Source organism: Pantoea sp. B566 (genome assembly GCF_024793925.1).
Taxonomy (GTDB): domain Bacteria; phylum Pseudomonadota; class Gammaproteobacteria; order Enterobacterales; family Enterobacteriaceae; genus Pantoea; species Pantoea ananatis.
Genome location: NZ_JANUQL010000003.1, coordinates 1044903 through 1069585, shown reverse-complemented (window position 1 = coordinate 1069585; position 24683 = coordinate 1044903). Strand labels below are relative to the sequence as shown.

Genomic DNA, 24683 nt, shown 5'->3' with positions numbered 1-24683 from the left:
CCTTAATGCTGAGTGGCATTGATCGTCTGGGTGCGCTTTTTACGGCGCAGTTTATCCATCATTAAGTACACCACCGGCGTGGTATACAGGGTGAGCAACTGACTCATGATCAGGCCACCCGCAATGGTAATGCCTAACGGCTGGCGCAGTTCCGCGCCATCTCCGCTGGTCAGCACCAGCGGGAGTGCGCCAAACAACGCTGCTAGGGTAGTCATTAAAATAGGGCGAAAACGCAGCAGGCAGGCCTGAAAAATGGCATCGCGCGGACTCAGGTTACCGTTGCGCTCTGCCTCAAGAGCAAAGTCCACCATCATGATGGCGTTCTTTTTCACGATCCCGATTAATAACAGAATACCGATCAGGGCAATCAGGCTGAACGGCGTATCAAACAGCGCCAGCGCCAGCAGCGCACCGACGCCCGCCGAAGGCAGCGTGGAAAGAATGGTTAACGGGTGCACATAGCTTTCATAAAGAATGCCCAGCACAATGTAGACCGCCGCAATGGCGGCCAGCATCAGCCACAGCTGGCTGCTCTGTGACTGCTGGAAAGCCTGCGCGGTACCAGCGAAGCTGCCACGCACGCTGGAGGGTACGCCCAGTGCGGTCATGGTGCGCTCAATGGCCTCCGACGCCTGCGACAGCGACACGCCTTCTGGCAGGTTAAAGGAAATGGTCGATGCGGCTGACAGCCCCTCGTGGTTGACCGACAAAGGTGCGTTAGCCGGTTGCCATTTGGCGAACCAGGCGAGCGGAATCGGTTTGCCCTCGCTGTTGATCACAAACATCTGATTCAGGGCGCTAATGTCCTGGGTGTAACGGGGATCCACTTCCATGACGACCTTGTACTGGTTCAGCGGCTGATAAATAGTGGAAATCTGCCGCTGCCCAAAGGCATCATTTAACAGGGCGTTGGCTTCTGAAACGTTGATCCCCAGCCGGGCCATGCTGGCGCGGTCATAGGTCAGGGCCATTTCACTGCCCTTATCCTGTTGGTCGGAGTTGACGTCAGCCAGTTCCGGCAGGGCAGTAAAGGCCTGACGGATTTTAGGTTCCCAGGTGCGCAGCGCAGCAAGGTCGTCTGACAGCAGCGAGTACTGATAGCTGGCATTGGCTTCGCGACCGCCCACCCGGATATCCTGCACCGCATTAAGATACAGATTGGCACCGGGTTCGTTCGCCAGTTTGGCACGCAGGCGGGCAATCACCGCCTGCGCCGTGTCTTTCCGTTCAGACAGGGGTTTCAGAGAAATAAACATCAACCCCATGTTGGTGCGCATGCCGCCGGTAAAGCCTACCACGCTGGAAACGTCCGGATCGGCGCCAACAATTTTCATGAAATCTTCCAGCTTGCCGCGCATCGCCTGGAACGAAATACTTTGGTCAGCCGAAATAAAGCCAGACAGGCGGCCGGTGTCCTGCTCGGGCAGGAAGGTTTTGGGAATACTGATAAACAGCCATACCGTCAGAGCCACGGTGCCCACCAGCAGGAGCAGCACCCAGCGGGCATGATTGAGCACAACGGTCAGCGAGCGGGCATAACCGCGCTGAACCGCCAGCAGCAGCCGTCCAACGCCCCGTCGCTGCGGTTGACTGCGCGGCGCGTGGGGTTTGAGCAGATAAGCACACATCATTGGCGTGAGCGTGACCGAGACAAACAGGGAAATCAGAATGGCGACCGACAGGGTGATTGAGAATTCGGCAAAAAAGCGACCAATCAATCCGCCTGTCATGAGCAGCGGCAGGAAGACCGCGATTAAGGAGAGGCTCATCGACAGCACGGTAAAGCCGACTTCACGCACCCCTTTCAGTGCGGCCGCCATCGGTTTCATCCCGGCTTCCACATGGCGGGCGATGTTTTCCAGCACCACAATCGCATCATCCACCACAAAACCCGTGGCGATCGTCAGGGCCATCAGCGACAGGTTATTCAGGCTAAAGCCGCACAAATACATTGCGGCGAAGGTGCCGATCAGGGATACCGGCACGGCAACGGCGGGGATCAGCGTGGCGCGGCCGGAGCGTAAAAACACGAACACCACCAGAATGACCAACGCAACGGCAATCATCAGCGACTGCTCCACTTCCTCAAGAGAGGCGCGGATGGTAGGGGAGCGGTCCTGAGCCACCTCAAGGTTGATGGCAGCCGGAATGATCTCGTGCAGTTCGGGCAGTTCGGCACGAATGCGATCCACCGTTTCAATCACGTTCGCATCGGCGGTTTTTCGTATCACCAGTAACACTGCCGGTTTACCGCGCGACATCCCGGCGTTGCGCACGTCCTGGACTGAATCCTGCACCGTCGCAACATCCGACAGGCGCACCGCCGCGCCGTTGTTGTAGTGCACCACCAGCGGCTGATATTCACTGGCAGTTTGTAGCGCATCGTTAGTGCGCAGCTGCCAGCGCTGCTGGCCGTCTTCCACCGCGCCCTGAGGGCGGCGCTGGTTGGCGTTGGAAATCGTCTGCCGTACTGCATCCAGCGAAACGCCCTGGTTAAACAGCGCCTGCGGATTCAACGCCACGCGCACCGCGGGCAAAGAGCTGCCGCCCACGGTCACATCGCCCACGCCGTTAATCTGCGACAGCTTCTGCGCCAGCTGTGTGGACGCGTAATCGTAAAGCTGAGCCGGGCTGTACAGATCTGAGGTCAGCGTCATGATCATGATCGGTGCATCAGACGGGTTCGCTTTGCGGTAGGTCGGGCGCGAAGGCATTCCCGTGGGAAGCAGACTCTGCGCGGCATTGATCGCCGCCTGCACATCCCGCGCCGCGCCGTTGATGTCACGATCGAAATCGAAAACCATAATGATGCGGGTCGATCCCAGGGAGCTGGTGGAGGTCATCTCACTCACGCCCGCGATGCGGCCCAGCGAGCGCTCCAGCGGCGTGGCAACCGAGGAGGCCATGGTTTCCGGCGAGGCTCCGGGCAGAGAAGCCGACACCATTATGACCGGAAAATCCACCTGCGGCAGCGGCGCGACCGGCAGCAGGCGGAACCCCAGTATCCCCGCCAGCGCAATCGCCAGCGTGAGCAGCGTGGTGGCTACCGGCCGATGGATGAACAGCGCAAAGAACTTCACGACGGTTCCTCCGTGTGACCGATGCGGCGACGCAGATTGTGCGCCAGACGGTCAAACAGCAGATAAATCACCGGTGTGGTAAACAGGGTCAGAACCTGGCTCAGTATCAGGCCGCCGACCATGGCAATCCCCAGCGGTTGCCGTAATTCTGCGCCAACGCCGGTGCTGAGCATTAGCGGTAACGCCCCCAGCAGCGCCGCCAGGGTGGTCATCAGAATGGGGCGGAAGCGCAGCAAACAGGCCTGGTAAATGGCGTCATAGGGCTTCATGCCCTGTTCCCGCTCGGCGGCCAGGGCGAAGTCAATCATCATGATGGCGTTCTTTTTCACGATACCAATCAGCAAAATGATGCCGATGATCGCCACAATATCCAGCTCGTTACCGCTTATCATCAGGGCCAGCAGCGCACCTACGCCCGCAGTAGGTAGCGTTGAAAGAATGGTAATGGGATGGATAAAACTCTCATACAGGACGCCCAGGACGATGTACATCGCCACGACCGCCGCCACAATCAGCCATACCGTGCTGGTCAATGCGGCCTCAAAGGCCAGCGTGCTGCCCTGGAACTGGGTCATCACCTCTGACGGCATGCCAAGCTGTTCCTCGGCCTGGATGATGGCTTTTGTTGCGTCTTCCAGAGAGTAGCCTTTTGCCACATCAAACGAGAAAGTGGCAGACGGAAACTGGCTCAGGTGGTTGATCGTTAAGGGCGCATGGCGCTGCTCAATACTGGCGATAGCATTAAGGGGAACGCTGCCGCCATCGGTACTGGTCAGGCGAATGCCATCCAGACTTGGCAGGCCCTGGATCGCGCTGTTGTCCTGTTCCAGCACCACGCGGTACTGATTTGCCTGGGTATAAATGGTGGAGATCAGCCGCTGACCAAAGGCGTCGTAGAGCGCATTGTCCACATCTGCCATGCTTATGCCCAACCGGCTGGCGCTGTCGCGATCGACCTTGATATAGGCTTCCAGGCCCTGATCCTGCCAGTCGCTGCTGACATCGCGCAGCGCGGGCAGTTTCTGCAAGGCACTTACCAGCGCAGGCACCCAGGTGCTGAGTGAGTCCAGCGACCCGGACTGCAGCGTGAACTGATAGGGCGTTCGGCTGGCCTGGGTATCGATTGTCAAATCCTGAACCGCCTGCAGCCATAACGTCACGCCGGGGATTTTGTTGACTTGCTGTTGCAGGCGTTGCTGAATCTCAGGAATACGTTCGCTGCGCGCATCCAGCGGTTTAAGGTTTATCTGCAACCGGGCACTGTTAAGGGATGGATTGGTGCCGTCCACGCCCACAAACGAGGTGAGACTTTGCACCGCCGGATCTTTCATAATCACCGAGGCGACGTCGCGGGTGCGTTCCGCCATACTGGCATAGGACACCGACTGCGGGGCCTGCAGGGTGCCCTGAATAATGCCGTTGTCCTGCTGCGGGAAAAACCCTTTGGGAATGGCGATCCATAACAGCACGGTAAGCAGCAGGGTTCCCAGCGCCACGGACAGCGTCAGCCAGGGATGATTGAGCACCCGGCTCAGCCCCCGGCCGTAAACCGCGATGATACGATCAAACATCGCTTCGCTGGCGCGGGAAAAGCGGTTCTGCCTGCGCAGTGATTCGGCGCTGAGCATGCGTGCACACATCATCGGCGTCAGGGTGAGCGACACCACGGCCGAAATCAGAATCGCCACCGCCAGCGTGACCGCAAACTCCCGGAACAGACGACCAATCACATCGCCCATAAACAGTAACGGGATCAATACCGCAATCAGTGAAAAGGTCAGCGAGATAATGGTAAAGCCGATTTCGCCGGCGCCCTTCAGGGCGGCGGTCATGGGTTTTTCGCCTTTCTCGATATAGCGTGAGATGTTCTCGATCACGACGATGGCATCATCCACCACAAAGCCTGTGGCGATGGTGAGCGCCATCAGCGTCAGGTTGTTGATCGAAAACCCCAGGAAGTACATCGCGGCGAAGGTGCCGATCAGCGACAGCGGCACCGCCACGGCCGGAATAATGGTTGCAGGGACGTTGCGAAGAAACAGGTAGATGATCATCACCACCAGCCCCATCGCCAGCATCAGTTCATGCTGTGTGTCAATGACCGACGCGCGAATATTGGTGGTGCGGTCTGTCACCAGCTTCACGTCTACGGATTTAGGCAGGCTGGCAATCAGCGACGGCAGCATGGCACGAATGTTATCGGCCGTGGCGATAATGTTGGCACCGGGTTGGCGCTGCACATTCAGCACGATAGCCGGTTCACGATTAGACCAGGCCCCCAGCCAGCTGTTTTCTGCGCCCTGATCGATGGTCGCCACGTCGGCCAGCCGCACCGGGGCGCCATTTTTATAACTGACGATCAGCTGGCGATAATCCTCCACGGATTTCATCTGATCATTGGCGGAAAGGGTGACCGAGCGGGTAGGGCCATCCAGGCTGCCTTTCGCGGAGTTAACGTTAGCATTCGTGATGGCCGTACGTACCGCTTCACTGGTCAGCCCCATAGCGGCCAGCGCCTGGGTGTTCATTTTCACGCGCACGGCGGGACGTTGACCGCCCGTCAGCGTGACCAGACCAACGCCCGTGACCTGGGATATTTTCTGTGCCACGCGCGTTTCCACCATATCCTGCACCTGGGTTAACGGCATGCTGGTGGTGGTGACGGCCAGGGTCATGATCGGCGGATCGGCCGGGTTCACTTTGCTGTAAACCGGCGGGTTAGGCAGATCGTTGGGCAGCAGGTTGCTGGCGGAGTTGATCGCCGCCTGCACTTCCTGCTCTGCCACGTCGAGCGGCAGGGTCAGCTGAAACTGCAGAGTAACGATGGAGGCGCCGCCAGAACTTTGTGATGCCATCTGCTTGAGTCCGGACATCTGGCCGAACTGACGTTCAAGGGGCGCGGTAATCGAAGAGGTCACCACATCCGGGCTGGCCCCGGGATAGAGGGTAACGACCTGAATGGTGGGATAGTCCACTTCCGGCAGGGCGGAGACCGGCAAAAAGCGGTAACCCAAAATCCCAGCCAGAAGAATGGCGATCATCAGTAAGGTCGTTGCGACCGGACGCAGGATAAACTGGCGTGACGGCCCTCCGCTGTGGTCAGGAGGCATAACCTGCATTACTCAGATTCCCCTTTTGACGGCAAGCTGGCACGGGTCTCTTTTGTGGCGCGACTCTGCGCGGCAACCACTTCGACTTTTGCCCCTTCCGTCAGGCGGTCCAGCCCGTCGGTAACGACGCGGTCGCCTGCGTTGAGTCCGGCGCTGATCACTACTTTTTGGCTGTCCTGCAGTCCGGCGGTTACGCTTTTCTTACTGACCTTGTCTTCATTGTTGATCACCCAGACAAAGTGGCCTTCATTGCCCATTTGCAGCGCGGCGGCAGGAATAACCACTGCATCCTGCAAGGTATTCACCTTCAGCCGGGCGTTGACGAACTGGTTCGGGAAGAGCAGGTCATCCTGATTATCAAAGCGCGCTTTGATTTTGATCGTACCGGTCGTGGCGTCGATCTGGTTATCCAGACTGAGCAGCTTACCGCGGGTGATTAAATGTTGATTGCTGCGATCCCAGGCTTCTACCAGCAAGGGTTCACCACTTTTCTGCGCCTGCATGATCTGACTAATATTATTCTCAGCGACGCTGAACACCACGTCCACCGGGTGCGTTTGCGTAATCACCACTAAGCCATTGGTATCACCGCTGGTAATGTAGTTGCCAATATCAACCTGCTTCAGGCCTACACGGCCATCAATCGGCGAGGTGATGCGGCTGTAAGTCAGATTCAGTTGGGCGCTGGCAACACTGCCTTCGTCGGCTTTGATGGTGCCCAGGGTTTCACTGACCAGGGCGTTCTGCGTGTCCAGATCCTGCTGAGACACCAGCGACGTTTTCGCCAGTTTTTGATAACGGGCTAAATCGCGGCGTGCGTTAGCCAGAGTTGCCTGATCGCGTGCCAACTGGCCCTGCGCCTGCATGAGCGCAACCTGATAGGGGCGCGGGTCAATCTCCGCTAACAACTGCCCGGCTTTGACCTGCTGACCTTCCGTGAAGTGGATGGACATCAGGTTTCCATCAACCCTGCTGCGGACCGTCACGGTATTGGCGGCCGTCACGGTGCCTAACCCGTTAAGGTATTGCGGCACACTTTCTGTCACCGCGCTGGCCGCCTGAACGGGAGCCAGCGGTTTGTGCGCGCCATTGCCTCTTTTGCCATGTGCTGACTGACCAGACAGGTCACCGTCGCTGCTGGGCTGTGCCGGATGTTTCCACCAGTAATAGCCGCCTGCGGCTACGGCAATGACCACCAGCACAATCAGACCTTTTTTCATAACAGGGTATCGGTTGTTCATTGTTGTTGTTGCTCTCCAGCCATGTCTTTCCAGGGCGCGGGCTTAAACGGTAGCCTGCAAACCACGAATTGTAGTCGTCCCTGACGGTAAAAATTTGAAGGAATTAAGGATATCTGTCAGCACAGCGTAATTATGTTCTTTTTCTGAACAGACGTGGCCGTTTAATTGCCGTCCGTCAACAGAATGCGTTTCATAAAGTTTGCCACAGGATAACGGGTGATGAGCCGCTGTTGTCAGGAAATAACACGTTGAAATTTGATGAAGGGCAACACGGGTAAACGTCAGAGAGGCAATGTTCGCCAGGCGATAGTGATGCGCGGGGGCATCCGCCTGCCTTTTGCCCGCAGGGAGGCGGGCAAAAGGCATGGCTGGCACAGGACGGTTCCGCCTGTGCCGGTAGGTCAGGCAAACATAACCTCTGCCCAGCGCGCCAGGCCAGCGGTCACTGAGGCAAAGTCGTCTCCTCCCGCTATCGGTGTGTCTGGCAGGGCCTGCTGGAGCGCCGCGCGCAAAAGTGGGGAACGGGCACTGCCGCCGGTGAGATAAATCACCTCGGGTTTGATATGGCTGGTCGCCAGCGCCAGATGAACCTGCTCCAGAATCTTCTCCAGCGGCTGGCCGATCGCCTCCTGCAGGGTCGCGACGCTGATCTCGGCCTGTAAGCCGGAGGTAACAAAATCCAGTGACGCCGCAAACGCAGGGCGCTCAGACAGCGCGATCTTGCTCTCTTCCGCCGTACGGACCAGGCGATAACTCAGCTTCTGTTGCCAGACTTTAAGCAGGTGAGCCACGGCGGCAGGATTTTCTGCATCGCGCACTAAATCACGCAGCAGCTTGCCGCAGGCGGCGCTGTAGAAATCGCTTTGTGCCGGCACGTCGTTCACCGCCACCGCATTCCACCAGGGCAGGGCAGGCAGGGCGGTGCCTTTTTGGGTGTTGCCGCCCGCGCCGAGCAGGGGCATCAGGGCTTTAAACGCCAGCATAATATCTAAATCGTTACCGCCAACGCGGCAGCCGCTGTGACCCAGCAGGCTTTCACGCCGGTCTGACAGGTTGCGCCATTGCGGGCCCATCAGCAGCATTGAGCAGTCGGTGGTGCCCCCGCCAATATCGACAACCAGTACGCGGGTCTCTTTTTCCAGTGTCGCTTCAAAATCCAGGCCCGCCGCGACCGGCTCGAACTGAAATTCAACATCCCGAAAGCCGGCGCGTTTGGCCGCGCGAAGCAGAATGCCCTGTGCCTGTTGATTCGCGTCTTCGCTGCCTAATCCCTGAAAGTTGACCGGACGGCCGATGACCGCCTGGTCGATAGGCTGCTGGGTCTGCGCTTCACCCTGCTGGCGAATGTGCAGCATCATGGCGCACACCAGATCCTCAAAAAAGGCAATCTGCTGCGGTTTCAGGCCGGTTGCGCCCAGAAAGGATTTGGGGGATTTAACAAACCAGACATCTTCTGGATCGACCATGTAATGCTGAAGTGCGGTCAGGCCAAACTGCACGCTATCGGGTAAGACATCAATATCTTCTTCACGATTGTAGCGCAGCGCCCGCTGCAGCAGCGCGGTGCTTTCCTGTTCCGGTGTTGCAACCTGATGATGGCGGTAAAGCCATTCCGTCACCGCTTCACGCGTTGGGGAGCAAATCATGGACGGCAGCAGGCGTTGGCCATTCTCCAGCGCTAACAAACGCGGCGCGCCTTTTTCACTGACTGCAATTGAGCAGTTAGCCGTACCGTAATCAAATCCAATGAACATTTTTCGCCCCCAGGCCGGAAAAAAGGGGGCGACTTTAGCGCAGCTGATCGGTCGTGGCAAGCGGTGAGCGGCAGAATTAGCGAATAGCGAAAAGGGGGGCTTCCGCAAGTCTGCTCATTGGCTGGCGTTCCGCAACGGCACTGCCCCAAACGCCGTCCACTTCAAGGCTGATCAGCGTGGTGAGCACCGCGGGAACGGACACCGGGCCGGCAAGCAGGGTGATATCACGCTGGCTGGTCTGGCTCTGAATAATGGAGATTAGCATCTCATCCATCAAATTGTTGTGCAGGTTAGCCACCAGTTCCGGGGACAGGATCAGGCAGTCCACCACTTTACCGGTCAACTGGTTAAAGGCATCCAGATTGCGGCCGAAATGCTGCAACACGATGCGGCAGCCCGCCTGGCGCAGTTTCATCAATGCACCGATCAGGCCATCGCCGCTGGAAAGCACGCTGGAGGCGTTAAGCGCAATCCCGCTATGGCTGCGGGCAAGACCGGATTCGGCGAAGCGCAGGCAGAGATTGTCAACGAAAGCCGGATCGTACAGTGCGTGCACATCGAGAGGCAAAATCAGTGCGATACCTTTTTGGCTCATCGTTGCAATCTGCTGGCGGAAGAAGGCATTAACAATATTGTCTTCAAGCCGGCGTTTCAGCATATCGTCAGTCAGGTTATTACGTAGCAGATGCTCATCAATGAGTAACCCTTCTGGCGAAAATAGCTGAACCTCAACCAGCCAGACGCTGGCGGAATGCGGCTTGCCAGGCGGCGCAACGGCCCATACCTGCATGTCCACTTGTAAGGCATCCAGGGTCGCGAGATCCACGGAGTGATGGCTTCCCATGAGCGCCAGCGCATGCTGCTCATACACCTTATACCGACCCCGCCCACTCCGCTTGGCGTTGTAACAGGCAATATCTGCCTGAGACAGCACATCGCTACTCTGACAGTTCTGCGCGTTGATTTGGGTTATGCCTGCGCTGGCACCGACCTGATAGGCGCGCCCCAGCCATTCAAAACAGTAGTCACCGACCGCGCGAACGATGTCCTGCACCACGTCGCGAGCCTGATCCAACGAACATTCGGGCATCAACACGGCAAATTCATCCCCGCCCAGGCGGGCCAGGAAATCGCTCCCGCGCAGGCGATGGCGCATTAAATCCGACAGTTCGCTCAACAGGGCGTCCCCGGCTGCGTGGCCTGCGCTGTCGTTCACCGCCTTAAATTTATCCAGATCGATAAAGACCAGAACGTGCTGATTCTGATGCTCGACGGCGTCGGACAGTAACCGCTTAAGCTGCAGTTCAAAGCTGGCACGATTAGGTAACCGGGTTAGCGTATCGTGCAGTGCGCTGTAGCTCAGACGCTTCATCACTTTACGTGACTCACTGACGTCCTGTATCACCATCACCGCTCCACGCTCGGTACCTGATTCAGATTTCAGCGGCGTTATACTGTAATGAATATCAATATGCTCGCCATTGAGCGTGTGCAGCACCCACTCCTCAGAGAGATAGGGCGCGGTTTTTTCAGACGGCACATGGCACAGCAGCAGATTATCGACTTCAGGGCCATGACGACCGTGCGTGATATGCAGCAGTTCGTTTACCGGTTTGCCCGCCGCCGCCTCTTGTGACCAGCCTGTCATTTTTTCCGCGACCGGGTTCATAAAGGTCACGCACATGTCCTGATCGGTACTGATAACGGCCTCTCCGATCGAGTCGAGCGTGATCATCATGCGCTCTTTTTCCTGAAACAGCGCCTCATTCAGGTTCCGTAATGAGGTGATGTCCTGAGAGATACCCAAAATGCGTTCGATACGGCCTTCTTTACTGAGCAGGCGGTTTGCCTGAGAACGGATCCAGTGCTGACCGTCCTCCCGTACCACCCGGTACTCCATCTGGAAGGAACTGCTTTTCTCAATGGCACCCTGAATGGTGAGCACACAACGTTCGCGATCGTCGGGATGAACCAGCGTGACCCACAGATCGTAGCTGGGCAGTTCATGGGGCTTCATGCCAAACAGCGCATACATGCGTTTATCCCACAGAACTTCGCCGCTGGTCAGATTCCATTCCCATACGCCGATGCCGCCCGCCTCATTCGCAAGGGTAATGCGTTCCATCAGGCGTTTGTTCACCTGCTCACTCTGTTTCAGCTCAGAAATATCAATAATCTGCGCGATAAAATAGAGTGGTTGCTGCGCCTGATCGCGCACCAGGGAAAGCGTTAGCCGTACCCAGACGATTTCGCCGTCTTTGCGGAAATAACGTTTTTCCAGCGTATAAGAGTAAATCTCGCCCTGCAGCAGCTTTTCCAGTCGGCCCTGGACGTCGTAAAGATCATCCGGATGAGTGATTTGCTGGAACGTCAGTTGAGTCAGTTCATGTTCCGGATAGCCCAGCGTGTCACACAGGGATTTATTAACCTGAAGCCATCGGCCTTCAGCAGAAACCAGCGCCATGCCAATCGCGGAATACTCCATGGCATGACGGAAACGGGTTTCGCTCTCACTGATATGGCGCTTCTCATGCCGAAAGGCATCCATCACTAATGCCATGATATGACAAGGAATTAAGACCATCAAAAACGGAAGCCAGCTGCTTATCACCGCATAGGTGCTGGCGGCCGTTGGCGTGACGTTAATCCAGCCCAGTGACAGCAGCAGTGCCATAAAGCTGGCGTTAACAAAAAACAGCACAAAGGCTTCCACCTTCGGCAACCGCACGGCACACCAGAACAGCACTACTAAAATAAAAGTAAAAGGCCAGGGTAAAAACCGCAGTGACAGGTAGCTGGCGGTAAGCGTCAGGGCCAGCGTGATGAGCGTCTCCACCAGAGACGCGCGTTTCAGGCCATTCTGCGACAGCGGCCAGGTCAGCAACAGTAAAACCGGCCCGAGCGCTAACATGCCGATAATTTCCGAAATGACCCAGGTGTAAAAGAAGGCAAATGAGGCCTGCTCTCCAACCTGCAGTATCCACAGCGCGAGTAAGCCGCCAATCAGGGGCGAAATCAGGCCGGTAGCGATAACTAAGCGGATCCAGTCATTGAGCGAAACCAGCGGCGCCTCACGGTCAAGCAACGCGCGCAATAACAGCCCGCCCAGTATGGCCTGCAGCAGATTAAGTAGGGCAAATTTTAAATTAGAGAGGGCGGGACCGATAATGAAGGCATTCGCCAGTGCCGTACCGATAAGGCAGGCGATGAGTAACAGGGGGAGCTGGCGAGACGTGCTGCGAAACACCACGATGGTCATCAGTGCCGTCGAGAACCAGAGCGGTGAAATTTTACCGCTAACCACAATCAGCTCAAGGCAAAATAGCGTCAGGACGAAGGAAGCCAGGCCAAGCCAGCAGGCGTTTAGCCACTTTTTAGGTGATTTATCTGACGAGGCCAGTGTCTCAACGATCATTAATCGATCCAGCAGAGGGCAAAATAGTGCAATGGCATGCGCTGCATCGCCATTGTCATTCGAAGAATGCTAGCACATTTGATAGAAAAAACAGGGGGGAAATCATTAAATTGCGTTATTCGTTGGATTGAATGGCTCGCGGAAGCACGAGCCACCATGTGCATTATTCCCGGAAAAGATCGGCCCGGGTGTAAGGTTTTTCCATGCCAGCCAGACGGGCAGAAAACTGCGCCAGGAACTGTTGTGTGGTGGCAATCCGACCGTGACCCAGCAGCAGAACCGGCACCAGCAGCGCAGCGGCGATTTGCGGCAAGCTGAACCCTTTAAGTGCCGTCTCGCGCTGGGAAAGTAAAAACGCGGTACTCAGCGTAAAGCCCAGCAGCAGACCGGTAATGACCTCGCTGACGGAATGCGCATGGATAACCAGGCGCGAAACGCCAACCATTAAGGGAATCACATAGCCCACGCCAATCGCCAGGCCGCGCCACAGGCTTGAGCAGCGCCCTGAAATTAACCAAAGCATAACCGGCCACAGGGTTGCTGACATCGCGCTGTGGCCGCTAAATCCCGTGAAGTTAAAGCGTGCGCTGCCAATACCAAAGCCAAGAAACAGTATTTTTGACACGCTGACCACCAGCCCGGCCAGGCCAAAGGCCAGAAGCCAGTACCACAGGGCGCGACGGTTATCGCTTTTCCACGGTAAAATCAGGGCAATAATCACCGCCGTGGGAATCAATAACATGCTGTCACCAAAATAGGTGAGGGTCTTCCAGAGCATAATCTTCCTTTCTTCTTCTTGGGCAAAATGCCCTTATTCATCGGCCATACCGAGCCCGACAGGTGCTGTGCGGCGTTGTTCTGTGTGAAGCGGCTAGTTTATCGGTGAAACCATTCAGGTTAAAAGGGGAAAGTCTGAAAAGGGGGGCGGTGCCATTTCTCTGGCATCAAAAGGCCGAAATCCCTATACTGAGCGCCAACTCACCCTCTCCGTTCAGCCCCATTAACTGGGTGCGCAGTTTGCGTACAGTTTCTGGCTCCAGTATCAGGTTTTTAAAAGTATGACTGACAAGTCCCATCAGTGCGTGATCGTTGGCATTGCAGGTGCATCTGCATCCGGTAAAAGTTTAATCGCCAGTACGCTCTATCGTGAAATTCGCGACCAGGTCGGCGATGAGCACATCGGCGTTATCCCTGAAGATGCCTATTACAAAGATCAAAGTCACCTCACCATGGAAGAGAGGGTTAAAACCAATTATGACCATCCCAGCGCGATGGATCATGATTTGTTATTGCAGCACTTACGTGCGGTAAAGGCAGGGCAGGACATTGAGTTGCCCGTTTACAGCTATGTTGAGCACACGCGTACTCAGGAAACGCTGCAAATTAAGCCTAAAAAAGTCATTATTCTTGAAGGCATTCTCCTGTTAACCGATGCGCGTCTGCGCCAGGAACTGAACTTCTCCATCTTCGTGGACACGCCGCTCGACATTTGCCTGATGCGACGTATGAAACGTGATGTCAATGAACGGGGGCGTTCAATGGATTCCGTCATGAGTCAGTATCAGAAAACGGTCCGCCCCATGTTTTTGCAGTTCATTGAACCCTCTAAACAGTACGCAGATATCATTGTGCCGCGCGGTGGTAAAAACCGTATTGCTATTGATATTCTTAAAGCCAAAATTAACCAGTTCTTCGAGTAGTTTACGTCTCAAAGGACGTGACGCGAGCAGGTTAAAAGCACAGATGCCGCCTGTTCGCTACACTTACTTCATGGAGTTACCGTAATGAGATTATGCGACCGCGATATTGAAGCCTGGCTGGATAGCGGGAAACTGGCGATCACGCCACGGCCACCGGTGGAACGGATCAACGGTGCAACGGTCGACGTACGTTTAGGCAATCAGTTCCGGACATTCAGCGGACATACCGCCGCGTTTATTGATCTGAGCGGGCCGAAGCACGAAGTGAGCGCGGCCCTGGATCGCGTGATGAGTGATGAGATCGTTCTCCCCGAGGGCGAGGCATTCTTTCTGCATCCCGGCGAGCTGGCCCTGGCGGTAACGCTGGAATCTGTGACCATTCCCGACGATCTGGTTGGCTGGCTGGACGGGCGCTCCTCGCTTGCCCGCCTGGGCCTGATGGTCCACGTGACCGCGCATCGTATCGATCCGGGCTGGCAGGGCCGTATCGTGCTGGAGTTCTATAATTCTGGCAAACTGCCTCTGGCACTGCGCCCGGGAATGCTGATTGGTGCGCTCAGCTTTGAACCGCTTTCGGGACCTGCCGCGCGTCCTTATAATCGCCGTGAAAATGCTAAATATCGTGGCCAGCAGGGTGCTGATGCCAGTCGTATCGACAAAGATTAATTCATGAGGATGTGATGAGAAGAGTGATAACCACGCTGGCCATCTTACTGGTGGTGGTCGTAGCGGGATTAACAGCCCTGGTTATGCTGGTCAACCCCAACGACTTTCGCAGCTATATGGTGCAACAGGTCGAACAGCGCAGCGGTTATCAACTCACTATCAATGGCGATTTGCGTTGGCACGTCTGGCCTAAACTCAGCATTCTGGCCGGGCGCATGAGCCTGACCGCGCCCGGTGCAGCTCAGCCCGTGGTCTCTGCAGACAATATGCGGCTGGATGTGAATCTTCTGCCCTTGCTATCACATCAGCTGAGCGTGAGCCAGGTGATGCTGAAAAACGCGGTGGTGCGGGTCACGCCAGACAGCACGGCGCAGGTACCGCAAAATGCCCCGCGCGGTCCGCACAACAGCGAGCCTGCGTCTTCAGACCGATGGTCTTTCGATATCGGCAAACTCCAGCTCATGGACAGCCTGTTTATCTGGCAACAGCCCGGCGGCGATGCGTTCACCTTCCGTAATCTCAACCTGAATATGGAGCAGGATCAGTCGAGCCTGGCAACAGTCAGTCTCAGCACCAGCCTGACGCGCAACCAGCGCACGGCGATGATCAATCTGAAGGGGCAATTTGATAAATCGCAGTATCCCCATCAGCTCAGTGGTCAGCTCGAACAACTGGATTACGCGTTGTCCGGGGCCAGCCTGCCACCGCAGGGCATTAAAGGTACGCTGAGCTTCCAGGGAAACTGGAATGGCGACAGAAATACCGTTGCCCTGTCCGATCTTAAGCTTAACGCCAACGACAGTGTTCTCAGCGGCAGCGCGCAGGGCGATCTTACGGCTCAGCAAAAGCTGTCACTGGATCTTCATGCGACCTCACTGGATATGGATAACCTGCTTTTTATCTCTTCGTTAACTCAGCAGGTAAGTGGACAAAGCAGCCAGATTGCCCCTGCGCCAGTGATTGCAGACCAGCGCGAACCCACCAATGCGGACTCGCCGCTCAACGATATCGATCTGGACATAAAACTGCAGGCGGACAGCGCGGTCTGGCGAGGTCTTACGCTCTCAAAACTGGCTGTGGATGCGGTCAACCAACAGGGACTGATGACATTTAATACCTTGTCAGGAACGGTGGGGCAGGGGCGTTTCTCCGTTCCCGGCAGCATTGATATTCGTCAGCCCGTTACGCACGTCAGTTTCAAACCCGTGTTGAGTCAGGTTGATCTTCAGCCATTACTGAAGGCGTTGGCCCTGCCTCAGTCGCTGCAGGGAACTCTTGATCTTAACGGCGAGTTGGCCGGTGATAACCTCACCCTTGAGGACGCGAAACAGAGCTGGCAGGGCAAGGCGGATGTCCGTGTGAGCCATCTGAAACTGGCGCAAATTGACTTACAGCAGATGGTCCGTCGCGCGGTGGCGCGCGTGAGCGATCGCGTCAGCAGCGACGATCAGGTATTGGGACAGGGAATCGATCACATCAGCGGTCAGCTTGCGCTGAAGAACGGCCTCCTGTCCTTTAACCATCTCAGCGGCGAAAGCAAGCAGCTGACGTTACGTGGCGATGGGAGCGTCAACATGGTGCAGCAGCAGTTAGACGTTACATTGGGCCTGACGCTGAGCGGCTGGCACGGGGATGAAAAACTGGTTGCGGCCTTATCCGATCAGGTGATCCCGTTTCGTCTTTACGGCAGCTGGGAGAATCCGCAATATACGCTGCCGGTTGACGATATGCTGCGCGAGAAGCTGCAGAATGAGGCGAAATCGCGCCTGAATCAGTGGCTTAATCGTCAGCAATTAAAAGGAAATAACGCCACGCAGCCAGACTCGGCGCGCCCTTAAGGCGCGGCATGCTGTTGCATGTCAGGCTGCGGCAGAATTTCAACCTTCTGAACCCGGTGCTGTTCAACCTGCAGAGTACGTAAGCGGTAATCCCCCAGGAGGATCTCTTCACCTTCCTGGGGAATATTCTGCAGGCGATCCATCACTAATCCGGCCAGCGTATGATAATTACGCTTCTCATCCAGCGGTAACGTCACGTACATCGCCAGATCCTCCAGCGGCATTTGGCCATTGGCAATCCAGCCACCCGACCCATTAGGCTGGATATCATAGCGGGCATCGGTTTCGCCTGCTTCATTTGGCAGATTTCCCGCAATGGTTTCCATTAAGTCGCTCAACGTGACCACGCCCTCTACCGAACCAAACTCATCGACCACAAATGCAAAATGTGTGTGACCCTGACGAAACAGCTCCAGCGCTTGTAACAAGGTGATGTGCTCGTGGAACACCAGGGGCTGACGAATCAGGCTGCGTAAATCAAGGGAGTGGTGATGCAGTGACTGATGGAGCAGATCGTTAACATGCACAATGCCGAGCGGCTCTTTGCTGTTGTCCGTAATAACGATGCGCGTATGCTGATTACGATCAAGGTTAGCCATGATCTCCGCCGGATCGTCGCTTAAATCAATGTGCTGAACATCGTGACGCGTCGTCATGATGGTGTTGACATGACGCTGCCCAAGCCCCATCACTCTGGCGATCATCACGCGCTCCTGGCGATTAAACAGCGCGACAGCCTCTCCATCGGCAATCATTGACGAGGTTTTTGCATCCAGTTCCGCCTGTTCGGCTTCGCCGCGTAACAGACGTAATACCGCTTCGGCAGTGCGCTGGCGTAACGGACGACCCGCCGACAGCACCTTGCGCCGGTTAAACTGTGCCAGCTGGTTCAGGGCTTCGATTAGCACGGAGAAACCGATCGCCGCATAGAGATAGCCTTTAGGAATAACAAAGCCAAAGCCTTCAGCCACCAGACTAAAGCCAATCATCAGTAAAAAGCTCAGGCACAGAATAACGATGGTCGGGTGACTGTTGACGAAACGGGTAAGGGGTTTACTGGCGAGCAGCATCAATAAAATCGCCACGGTAACCGCCACCATCATGACCGGCAGGTCGTTTACCATACCGACGGCAGTAATCACCGCATCCAGCGAAAAAATTGCGTCCAGCACCACGATCTGCGCCACGACAGGCCAGAATTTAGCGCCGCCTTTTTGTTGAGCGTTCTCCTCGTCCTGGCCTTCGAGCCGTTCGTTCAATTCGGTTGTCGCTTTGAACAGCAAAAACAGTCCGCCAAACAGCAGCAGCAGGTCGCGCGCGCTGAAAGCGTGATTAGCCAGCGTAATCAATGGCTGCGTCAGCGTGACCAACCAGGACAGGGAGGCTAACAGCAGCAGTCGGCACACCAGCGCCATCAGCAGGCCAATCACCCGCGCGCGGTCGCGTGCGGCTGCCGGCAGCTTCTCGACCAGAATAGCGATAAAGACCAGGTTATCGATACCCAGTACCAGTTCAAGAACGATTAGCGTTACTAATCCTGCCCATAGCGAGGGATCGGCCAATACCTCCAGCATGCTTTATTCACCTGAATGTCTAAAAATAAGCTTTGTCTGATGATAGTGGAGAGATGGCCTTGGGACAAATATCGAGCTTACAGGGTCTTTACGATTTAATTGAATAGCCCATACATTAATTACAGGATAATTCTTCAGCAGATTGATTAATGCGGCGGTGAAGGTAGCGCATAAAGGTTGCAGATTAATGTCACCGTATTTCTCATTCAGAGGAATTTCTTATGCGATTATTCCTGGTGCGAACATGGAATAAATCTGATTTTTTCCTACCTGAAAGCTGAAAATGAGCGGCTTCAATACTTATTACTGGTAGTCTTTTTCCTAAAATAGTCCGGGGATGGCGGGGTCTACTTGTAAACATGCCAGTAATAACTAGTATAGCAACGAGTTAGACAACGCCTGCGCCCGAATCTGTAATTTGCGCAATCAACCGCCTCGGTACGCAGCAGAATGTCAACGCATTCTGCACAAGGACGCTTTGTTCGCAATCGCGCGCGGCGCAGGGAGAAACAGAGGTTATCAGGGCGGTATTGGCAGCGACAGCCAAGGGCGGTAGCGTGTCTGCGTCACCGCTTCGGTTTGATATTTAATCAGCACATTGCTGATAAAGTCAGAGTAATCTGTTGGTATTGTGCACGGTATTATTGGTTTCATAGTCAATGACAATGGCGTAAATGCCGCAGGAGCTCCCCTCAGAAACGCTCGGGCTTAAGAGACAATGCTGGTTACTTAAGCGTCTGGTGTGGTGGGTTAAGGAAATAAAATAAAGAGTTAAATATGCGCGATAATGAATTTACGTTTAAAAGTCTTATCACCAAATTATTATTGGCTTGTTCTGATTTAATATGTTTCAACGCGGCATTATTTATCGCGATGATGCTAATTAATATGACATCTCCTTCACTGTTATCGGATATGTCTGATCGGGAATTTAATTTAAAAGTTGCTACACACATCTGTCTGTCAGTAATTTGCGTGGGCTGGTTTTGGGTCAGACTGCGCCATTACACCTACCGCAAACCGTTTTGGTTCGAATTAAAAGAAATTTTTCGTACCATTCTCATTTTTTCCGTCATTGAACTGTCGATCACGGCCCTGTCTCAATGGCAGATGTCGCGCTTTGTCTGGCTGTTAACGTGGCTTATCGCCCTGGTGGCAATGCCGGTGTGCCGCGCACTGTCCAAACGCCTGCTGAATAAATACGGCCTGTGGAAGAAGCAGACCATCATTATTGGCAGCAATAAAAATGCCCAGGAAGCGTGGGAGGCTCTGCAAAGCGAAGAGGTTATGGGCTTTGAGGTTATTGCCTTCTATGACGTGGACGGATCCTGCCCGCAAGAGCTGATTTCGGGTATTCCGGTGCTGCGCGACGAGCAGGCGCTGTGGAGGCTCACTAACAGTGAAACCCAGTTCATTGTGGCGGTTGAGTTTGAGCAAAGTCAGTATCGTGACATGTGGCTGAAATCGCTGGCGATGCATAACTGCCGCTCTGTTTCAGTGATTCCTACCTTACGTGGGGTGCCGCTGTACGGCACTGACATGGCTTATATCTTCAGCCATGAAGTCATGATCCTGCGTGTTCAGAATAACCTGGCCAAACGTACCTCACGCTTCCTGAAGCGCACGTTCGATATCTTCGGGGCACTCTCCATCATTTTGATGCTGTTACCGGCGCTGCTGGTGCTGGGATTCCTGGTGGGACGTGATGGCGGGCCGCCTATTTATGGTCACGAACGCGTCGGCCTGAACGGGCGTAAATTTAAATGCCTTAAGTTCCGTTCAATGGTGATCAACTCGAAAGAAGTGCTTGAGGAAGTCTTGCGAACCGATCCAGTTGCCCGTGCTGAATGGGATAAAGATTTTAAACTCAAAAACGATCCCCGTATTACTAAAGTCGGTCACTTTATTCGTAAAACCAGCCTTGATGAGCTGCCGCAGTTGTGGAACGTCGTACGCGGCGACATGAGCCTGGTCGGGCCGCGCCCGGTTATTGAAGACGAACTGGCGCGTTATGCGGGCGATGTCGATTACTACCTGATGGCAAAACCGGGTATGACCGGATTGTGGCAGGTGAGCGGCCGTAACGATGTGGATTATGAAACGCGCGTCTACTTCGACTCATGGTATGTAAAAAACTGGTCGCTGTGGAACGACATTGCAATTTTGTTCAAAACCGTGGGTGTGGTTTTGAAACGTGATGGTGCTTACTAGCCGCAAAAGAGCCTCTGTCAGCCGCGCGCCGAAGTGCCACTTCAGGTTCCGGCGGGCAGATTTCTCTAAAAAAAAGCGGTACGGCATTGATAAACCGAAATGTTCTGCTTTGCTTTATTCCGTTCCGGGTAAAGCGCGTGATGGGTACAAGACAGGAGCTAAGAATAATGAACGACATGTTCAGGGCCTGAGTCAGGATAGCCTACTTTTTTTCGAGCGCTTACACAGCGGCGTATTCGCCTCTATCAAACATTAACTGATAGCGAAGATCTAAATGATTACAATGAAAATGAAGATGATACCTGTTCTGGTATCTGCAACTTTTATGGCCGGGTGTACTGTCGTGCCGGGGCAAAATTTATCCACTTCGGGAAAAGATGTCATTGAGCAGCAGGACAGCAATTTTGACATCGACAAGTACGTTAACGTTTATCCGTTAACGCCAGGCCTGGTGGAGAAAATGCGTCCTAAGCCACTTGTGGCACAGGCTAATCCGTCGTTACAAACCGAAATTCAGAACTACGAATACCGCATCGGCATTGGTGATGTTCTCACCGTCACCGTGTGGGATCACCCCGAACTCACCACGCCTGCCGGTCAGTACCGTAGCGCCAGTGACACCGGTAACTGGGTCCATTCCGACGGCACGATTTTCTATCCTTACATCGGCCGCGTCCGTGTTGCCGGCCGTACCGTAGGTGACGTGCGAAATGAAGTGGCGCGTCGTCTGGCGCAGTACATCGAAAGCCCTCAGGTTGACGTCAGCATTGCCTCGTTTAAGTCACAGAAGACTTACGTGACCGGTGCCGTGACGACCTCAGGCCAGCAGCCTATCACCAACGTACCGCTGACTATCCTGGATGCGATTAACGCAGCGGGCGGCTTAGCGGCGGACGCAGACTGGCGCAACGTTATCCTGACCCACAACGGCCGTGAGCAGCGCGTGTCACTGCAGGCCCTGATGCAGAACGGCGATCTGAGCCAGAATCACCTGCTTTATCCGGGTGACATCCTGTATGTGCCGCGTAACGACGACCTGAAAGTGTTTGTCATGGGCGAAGTGAAACAGCAGGCCACCCTGAAAATGGACCGCAGCGGTATGACCCTGGCTGAAGCGCTGGGTAATGCGGCAGGCATGGATCAAACCACGTCCGACGCGACCGGGGTCTTTGTTATCCGACCGACGCGCGGCTCCGATCGCAGCAAAATCGCCAATATCTACCAGCTGAATACCAAAGATGCGGCATCCATGGTGATGGGTACCGAATTCCAACTTGAACCTTACGATATCGTCTACGTGACATCGACGCCGCTGACGCGTTGGAACCGCGTGATATCGCAGTTGATACCAACCATAGCCGGTGTTAACGATGCGACGCAGGCTGCACAGCGCATCCGCAACTGGTCGAACTAAGGTTTCGCCATGATTAAGTCCGTGTTAGTCGTCTGCGTAGGCAACATCTGCCGCTCTCCTACGGGAGAGCGCCTGTTCAAACGCGCGCTGCCGCACCTGCCTGTGGCCTCCGCCGGACTCGGCGCCCTGGTTGGGCACGCGGCGGATAAAACGGCGACGGAGGTGGCAGCCGAAAAAGGCTTATCGCTGGAAGGTCATGAGGCTCAGCAGCTAACGGCCAGCCTGTGCCGGGAGTATGACCTGATTCTGGTGATGGAAAAGCGCCACATTGAACAGGTAAACCGCATCGATCCGGCTGCACGCGGCAAAACGATGCTGCTTGGGCACTGGCTCAATCAGAAGGAAATTGCGGATCCGTACAGAAAAAGCCGTGAGGCCTTTGAAGAGGTTTACGGGTTACTGGAACACGCCACTCAGAAATGGGTCAGCGTACTAAGCCGATAGTTGGGATTATCCATGAATATAAAAAACAAAGTCATGACCGCGCCGCGCGAGGAATCGAATGGGTGGGATCTGGCGCATCTTGTGGGACAGCTTATTGATCACCGCTGGGTTATCGTCGCTGTCACCGCTTTTTTCATGCTGGTAGCAACGCTCTACACACTGTTTGCGACGCCTATTTACAGCGCCGATGCCATGGTTCAGGTGGAGCAGAAGAATACCAGCACCGTCCTGAATGAATTACAGACGCTGATGCCCACGACGCCAGCATCGGATACCGAAATACAGATTCTTGAATCACGCATGGTGCTGGGAAAAACCGTTCAGGATCTTGGCCTGGATGCAGTGGTTTCACAGAACTATTTCCCGGTTATCGGCAAAGGTCTGTCGCGCCTGATGGGCAACAAGCCTGGCAATGTCGCGATCTCCCGTCTGGAGATTCCGCGTACGATCGAGAAGCGCAGTGTTGAGCTCGAGGTTACGGGTAAAGACAGCTATACCGTTTCTGCCGATGGCGATGAGCTGTTCAAAGGCAAAGTAGGGCAGTTCGAAAAACACGGCGATGTGAGCATGCTGGTCAGCGATATCAATGCGGAGCCGGGGACCACGTTTACCGTCACCAAACTCAACGATCTGCAGGCAATTAACAGCATCCTGTCTAACCTGACCGTTGCAGACAAAGGGAAAGACACCGGCGTACTGGGACTGCAGTACGTGGGTGAAGATCAGGAGCAGATCAGCAAAGTTCTGAACCAGATCGTGAATAACTACCTGTTACAGAACGTGCAGCGTAAATCCGAACAGGCCGAGAAAAGCCTGGAGTTCCTGAAACAGCAACTGCCGGAAGTGCGTGGCAAACTGGATCAGGCGGAAGACAAACTTAACGCCTTCCGCCGTGAGAACGAGTCTGTTGACCTGTCGCTTGAAGCCAAATCTGCGCTGGATTCATCCGTTAGCGTGCAGAGCCAGCTTAACGAGCTGACGTTCCGCGAAGCCGAAGTTTCGCAGCTGTTCACCAAAGATCACCCTACCTATCGGGCCCTGTTGGAAAAGCGTAAAACGCTGGAAGATGAGCAGGCGCAGCTGAACAAGAAAATTGCGCAGATGCCGAAAACTCAGCAGGAGATTCTGCGTCTGACCCGCGATGTGCAGTCAGGCCAGGAAATCTACATGCAGTTACTGAATCGTCAGCAAGAGCTGAGCATCAGTAAGGCCAGCACCGTGGGTGATGTTCGCATCATCGATCAGGCCGCCACGGCAAACTCGCCGGTTGCGCCGAAAAAGCTGCTGATCATCGCAGCCAGCCTGATTCTGGGGCTGATGGTGTCCGTCGGTGTGGTTCTGCTTAAAGCGCTGTTGCATCACGGAATCGAGAACCCGGAACAGCTGGAAGAGCTGGGCATGAACGTCTATGCCAGCGTACCGCTCTCTGAGTGGCAGCGTAAGAAGGATACCGAAGCACTGGCGCGTCGCGGTCACAAAGGCAAAACCGATCCGCATGAGACGCTGTTGGCTCTGGGTAATCCAACCGACCTCTCTATTGAAGCGATTCGTAGCCTGCGTACCAGCCTGCACTTCGCCATGATGGAAGCGAAAAACAACATTCTGATGATCACCGGCGCCAGCCCGGGTATTGGTAAAACCTTTATCTGCGTTAACCTTGCTACCCTGGTGGCCAAGGCCGGTCAGAAGGTGTTGTTTATCGATGGTGACATGCGCCGCGGTTACACCCACGAACTGCTGGGGGCGGACAATAAATCCGGTCTGTCTAACGTCCTGTCTGGCAAAACCGAGTTTACGCCGACCATGATTCAGCAAGGGCCATACGGTTTTGATTTCCTGCCGCGCGGACAGGTTCCACCGAACCCGTCAGAGCTGTTGATGCACCGCCGCATGGGTGAGCTGCTGGAGTGGGCAAGCAAAAACTATGATTTAGTCCTGATTGATACACCGCCGATTCTGGCCGTAACGGATGCGTCCATCATCGGTAAGCTGGCCGGTACCTCGCTGATGGTGGCGCGTTTTGAAACCAACACCACAAAAGAAGTGGATGTCAGCTTCAAACGTTTCGCGCAGAACGGTATCGAAATCAAAGGGGTTATCCTGAACGCCGTGGTACGTAAAGCGGCTAACTCGTACGGTTATGGTTATGACTACTACGACTACGAGTACGGTAAACCAACGAAAAGCTAAGAGCTGAAAGAAAAGGGGCGGGTTTGACCGCCCCTTTTGATCCCTG

Annotated in this window: 14 protein-coding genes; 7 read left to right on the top strand and 7 right to left on the bottom strand. The window is 55.1% G+C overall.

Annotation, left to right across the window (positions count from 1 at the left end; translation table 11 throughout):
• Window positions 1-2: 2 nt before the first annotated feature.
• The 6 genes from mdtC to NYE92_RS06660 form a co-directional block, all read right to left on the bottom strand.
• The gene (gene mdtC, locus NYE92_RS06685) at window positions 3-3080 is read right to left on the bottom strand and encodes a multidrug efflux RND transporter permease subunit MdtC (protein ID WP_013026396.1); all 3078 of its coding nucleotides are present in this window, start codon (window positions 3078-3080) and stop codon (window positions 3-5) included.
• Complete coding sequence (locus NYE92_RS06680; RefSeq protein ID WP_029568992.1) at window positions 3077-6199, bottom strand: MdtB/MuxB family multidrug efflux RND transporter permease subunit; 3123 nt, start codon at window positions 6197-6199, stop codon at window positions 3077-3079. Before NYE92_RS06680 ends, mdtC begins: the two co-directional genes overlap by 4 nt.
• Window positions 6199-7431 (bottom strand): MdtA/MuxA family multidrug efflux RND transporter periplasmic adaptor subunit, encoded by a 1233-nt coding sequence (locus tag NYE92_RS06675; RefSeq protein WP_013026394.1) that lies wholly within the window; start codon window positions 7429-7431, stop codon window positions 6199-6201. The genes NYE92_RS06680 and NYE92_RS06675 overlap by 1 nt, the downstream gene beginning before the upstream one ends.
• Window positions 7432-7832: 401 nt before the next feature.
• Window positions 7833-9185: a molecular chaperone gene (gene yegD / locus NYE92_RS06670; protein ID WP_029568990.1), complete on the bottom strand. Its 1353-nt coding sequence runs from the start codon at window positions 9183-9185 to the stop codon at window positions 7833-7835.
• Between the two features lie 76 nt (window positions 9186-9261).
• Window positions 9262-12600 (bottom strand): diguanylate cyclase, encoded by a 3339-nt coding sequence (locus NYE92_RS06665; protein ID WP_259018768.1) that lies wholly within the window; start codon window positions 12598-12600, stop codon window positions 9262-9264.
• Window positions 12601-12763: 163 nt separating this feature from the next.
• Entirely contained in the window at window positions 12764-13378 is a 615-nt protein-coding gene (locus tag NYE92_RS06660) for a phosphatase PAP2 family protein (protein ID WP_013026390.1), read from the bottom strand.
• A gap of 280 nt (window positions 13379-13658) precedes the next feature.
• On the opposite strand from NYE92_RS06660, the gene udk reads away from it, so the two are divergent.
• The 3 genes from udk to asmA all read left to right on the top strand — a co-directional run bounded on the left by udk (window position 13659) and on the right by asmA (window position 16804).
• Window positions 13659-14300 carry a uridine kinase gene (udk, locus tag NYE92_RS06655; RefSeq protein WP_013026389.1) on the top strand — a complete coding sequence of 214 codons (642 nt, stop codon included), beginning with the start codon at window positions 13659-13661 and terminating at the stop codon, window positions 14298-14300.
• Between the two features lie 84 nt (window positions 14301-14384).
• A complete protein-coding gene (gene dcd / locus NYE92_RS06650) occupies window positions 14385-14966 on the top strand; it encodes a dCTP deaminase (RefSeq protein ID WP_013026388.1) in 582 nt (193 codons plus the stop codon).
• Between the two features lie 14 nt (window positions 14967-14980).
• Window positions 14981-16804, top strand: a complete 1824-nt coding sequence (gene asmA / locus NYE92_RS06645; protein ID WP_259018767.1) for an outer membrane assembly protein AsmA — start codon at window positions 14981-14983, stop codon at window positions 16802-16804.
• On the opposite strand, the gene NYE92_RS06640 is transcribed toward asmA, so the two are convergent.
• Window positions 16801-18378 (bottom strand): TerC family protein, encoded by a 1578-nt coding sequence (locus tag NYE92_RS06640; protein ID WP_014605448.1) that lies wholly within the window; start codon window positions 18376-18378, stop codon window positions 16801-16803. The genes asmA and NYE92_RS06640 overlap by 4 nt on opposite strands.
• 777 nt (window positions 18379-19155) lie before the next feature.
• Here NYE92_RS06640 and wbaP point away from each other — a divergent pair.
• The 4 genes from wbaP (at window position 19156) to wzc (ending at window position 24637) form a co-directional block, all read left to right on the top strand.
• Window positions 19156-20589, top strand: coding sequence for an undecaprenyl-phosphate galactose phosphotransferase WbaP (wbaP, locus tag NYE92_RS06635; RefSeq protein WP_013026385.1), 1434 nt, complete (start codon window positions 19156-19158; stop codon window positions 20587-20589).
• 274 nt (window positions 20590-20863) lie between these two features.
• Window positions 20864-22003 (top strand): polysaccharide export protein, encoded by a 1140-nt coding sequence (locus NYE92_RS06630; RefSeq protein ID WP_013026384.1) that lies wholly within the window; start codon window positions 20864-20866, stop codon window positions 22001-22003.
• A gap of 9 nt (window positions 22004-22012) precedes the next feature.
• Entirely contained in the window at window positions 22013-22447 is a 435-nt protein-coding gene (locus NYE92_RS06625; protein ID WP_013026383.1) for a protein-tyrosine-phosphatase, read from the top strand.
• 12 nt (window positions 22448-22459) lie between these two features.
• A complete protein-coding gene (gene wzc, locus NYE92_RS06620) occupies window positions 22460-24637 on the top strand; it encodes a tyrosine-protein kinase Wzc (protein WP_014594083.1) in 2178 nt (725 codons plus the stop codon).
• Window positions 24638-24683 lie beyond the last annotated feature (46 nt).

Excerpts from the sequence above, each read along its gene's own strand:
- NYE92_RS06680 (WP_029568992.1), bottom strand. The coding sequence starts at position 6,199 with ATGCAGGTTATGCCTCCTGACCACAGCGGAGGGCCGTCACGCCAGTTT.
- NYE92_RS06675 (WP_013026394.1), bottom strand. The coding sequence starts at position 7,431 with ATGAACAACCGATACCCTGTTATGAAAAAAGGTCTGATTGTGCTGGTG.
- yegD (WP_029568990.1), bottom strand. The coding sequence starts at position 9,185 with ATGTTCATTGGATTTGATTACGGTACGGCTAACTGCTCAATTGCAGTC.
- NYE92_RS06665 (WP_259018768.1), bottom strand. The coding sequence starts at position 12,600 with ATGATCGTTGAGACACTGGCCTCGTCAGATAAATCACCTAAAAAGTGG.
- NYE92_RS06660 (WP_013026390.1), bottom strand. The coding sequence starts at position 13,378 with ATGCTCTGGAAGACCCTCACCTATTTTGGTGACAGCATGTTATTGATT.
- udk (WP_013026389.1), top strand. The coding sequence starts at position 13,659 with ATGACTGACAAGTCCCATCAGTGCGTGATCGTTGGCATTGCAGGTGCA.
- dcd (WP_013026388.1), top strand. The coding sequence starts at position 14,385 with ATGAGATTATGCGACCGCGATATTGAAGCCTGGCTGGATAGCGGGAAA.
- asmA (WP_259018767.1), top strand. The coding sequence starts at position 14,981 with ATGAGAAGAGTGATAACCACGCTGGCCATCTTACTGGTGGTGGTCGTA.
- NYE92_RS06640 (WP_014605448.1), bottom strand. The coding sequence starts at position 18,378 with ATGCTGGAGGTATTGGCCGATCCCTCGCTATGGGCAGGATTAGTAACG.
- wbaP (WP_013026385.1), top strand. The coding sequence starts at position 19,156 with ATGCGCGATAATGAATTTACGTTTAAAAGTCTTATCACCAAATTATTA.
- NYE92_RS06630 (WP_013026384.1), top strand. The coding sequence starts at position 20,864 with ATGATTACAATGAAAATGAAGATGATACCTGTTCTGGTATCTGCAACT.
- NYE92_RS06625 (WP_013026383.1), top strand. The coding sequence starts at position 22,013 with ATGATTAAGTCCGTGTTAGTCGTCTGCGTAGGCAACATCTGCCGCTCT.
- wzc (WP_014594083.1), top strand. The coding sequence starts at position 22,460 with ATGAATATAAAAAACAAAGTCATGACCGCGCCGCGCGAGGAATCGAAT.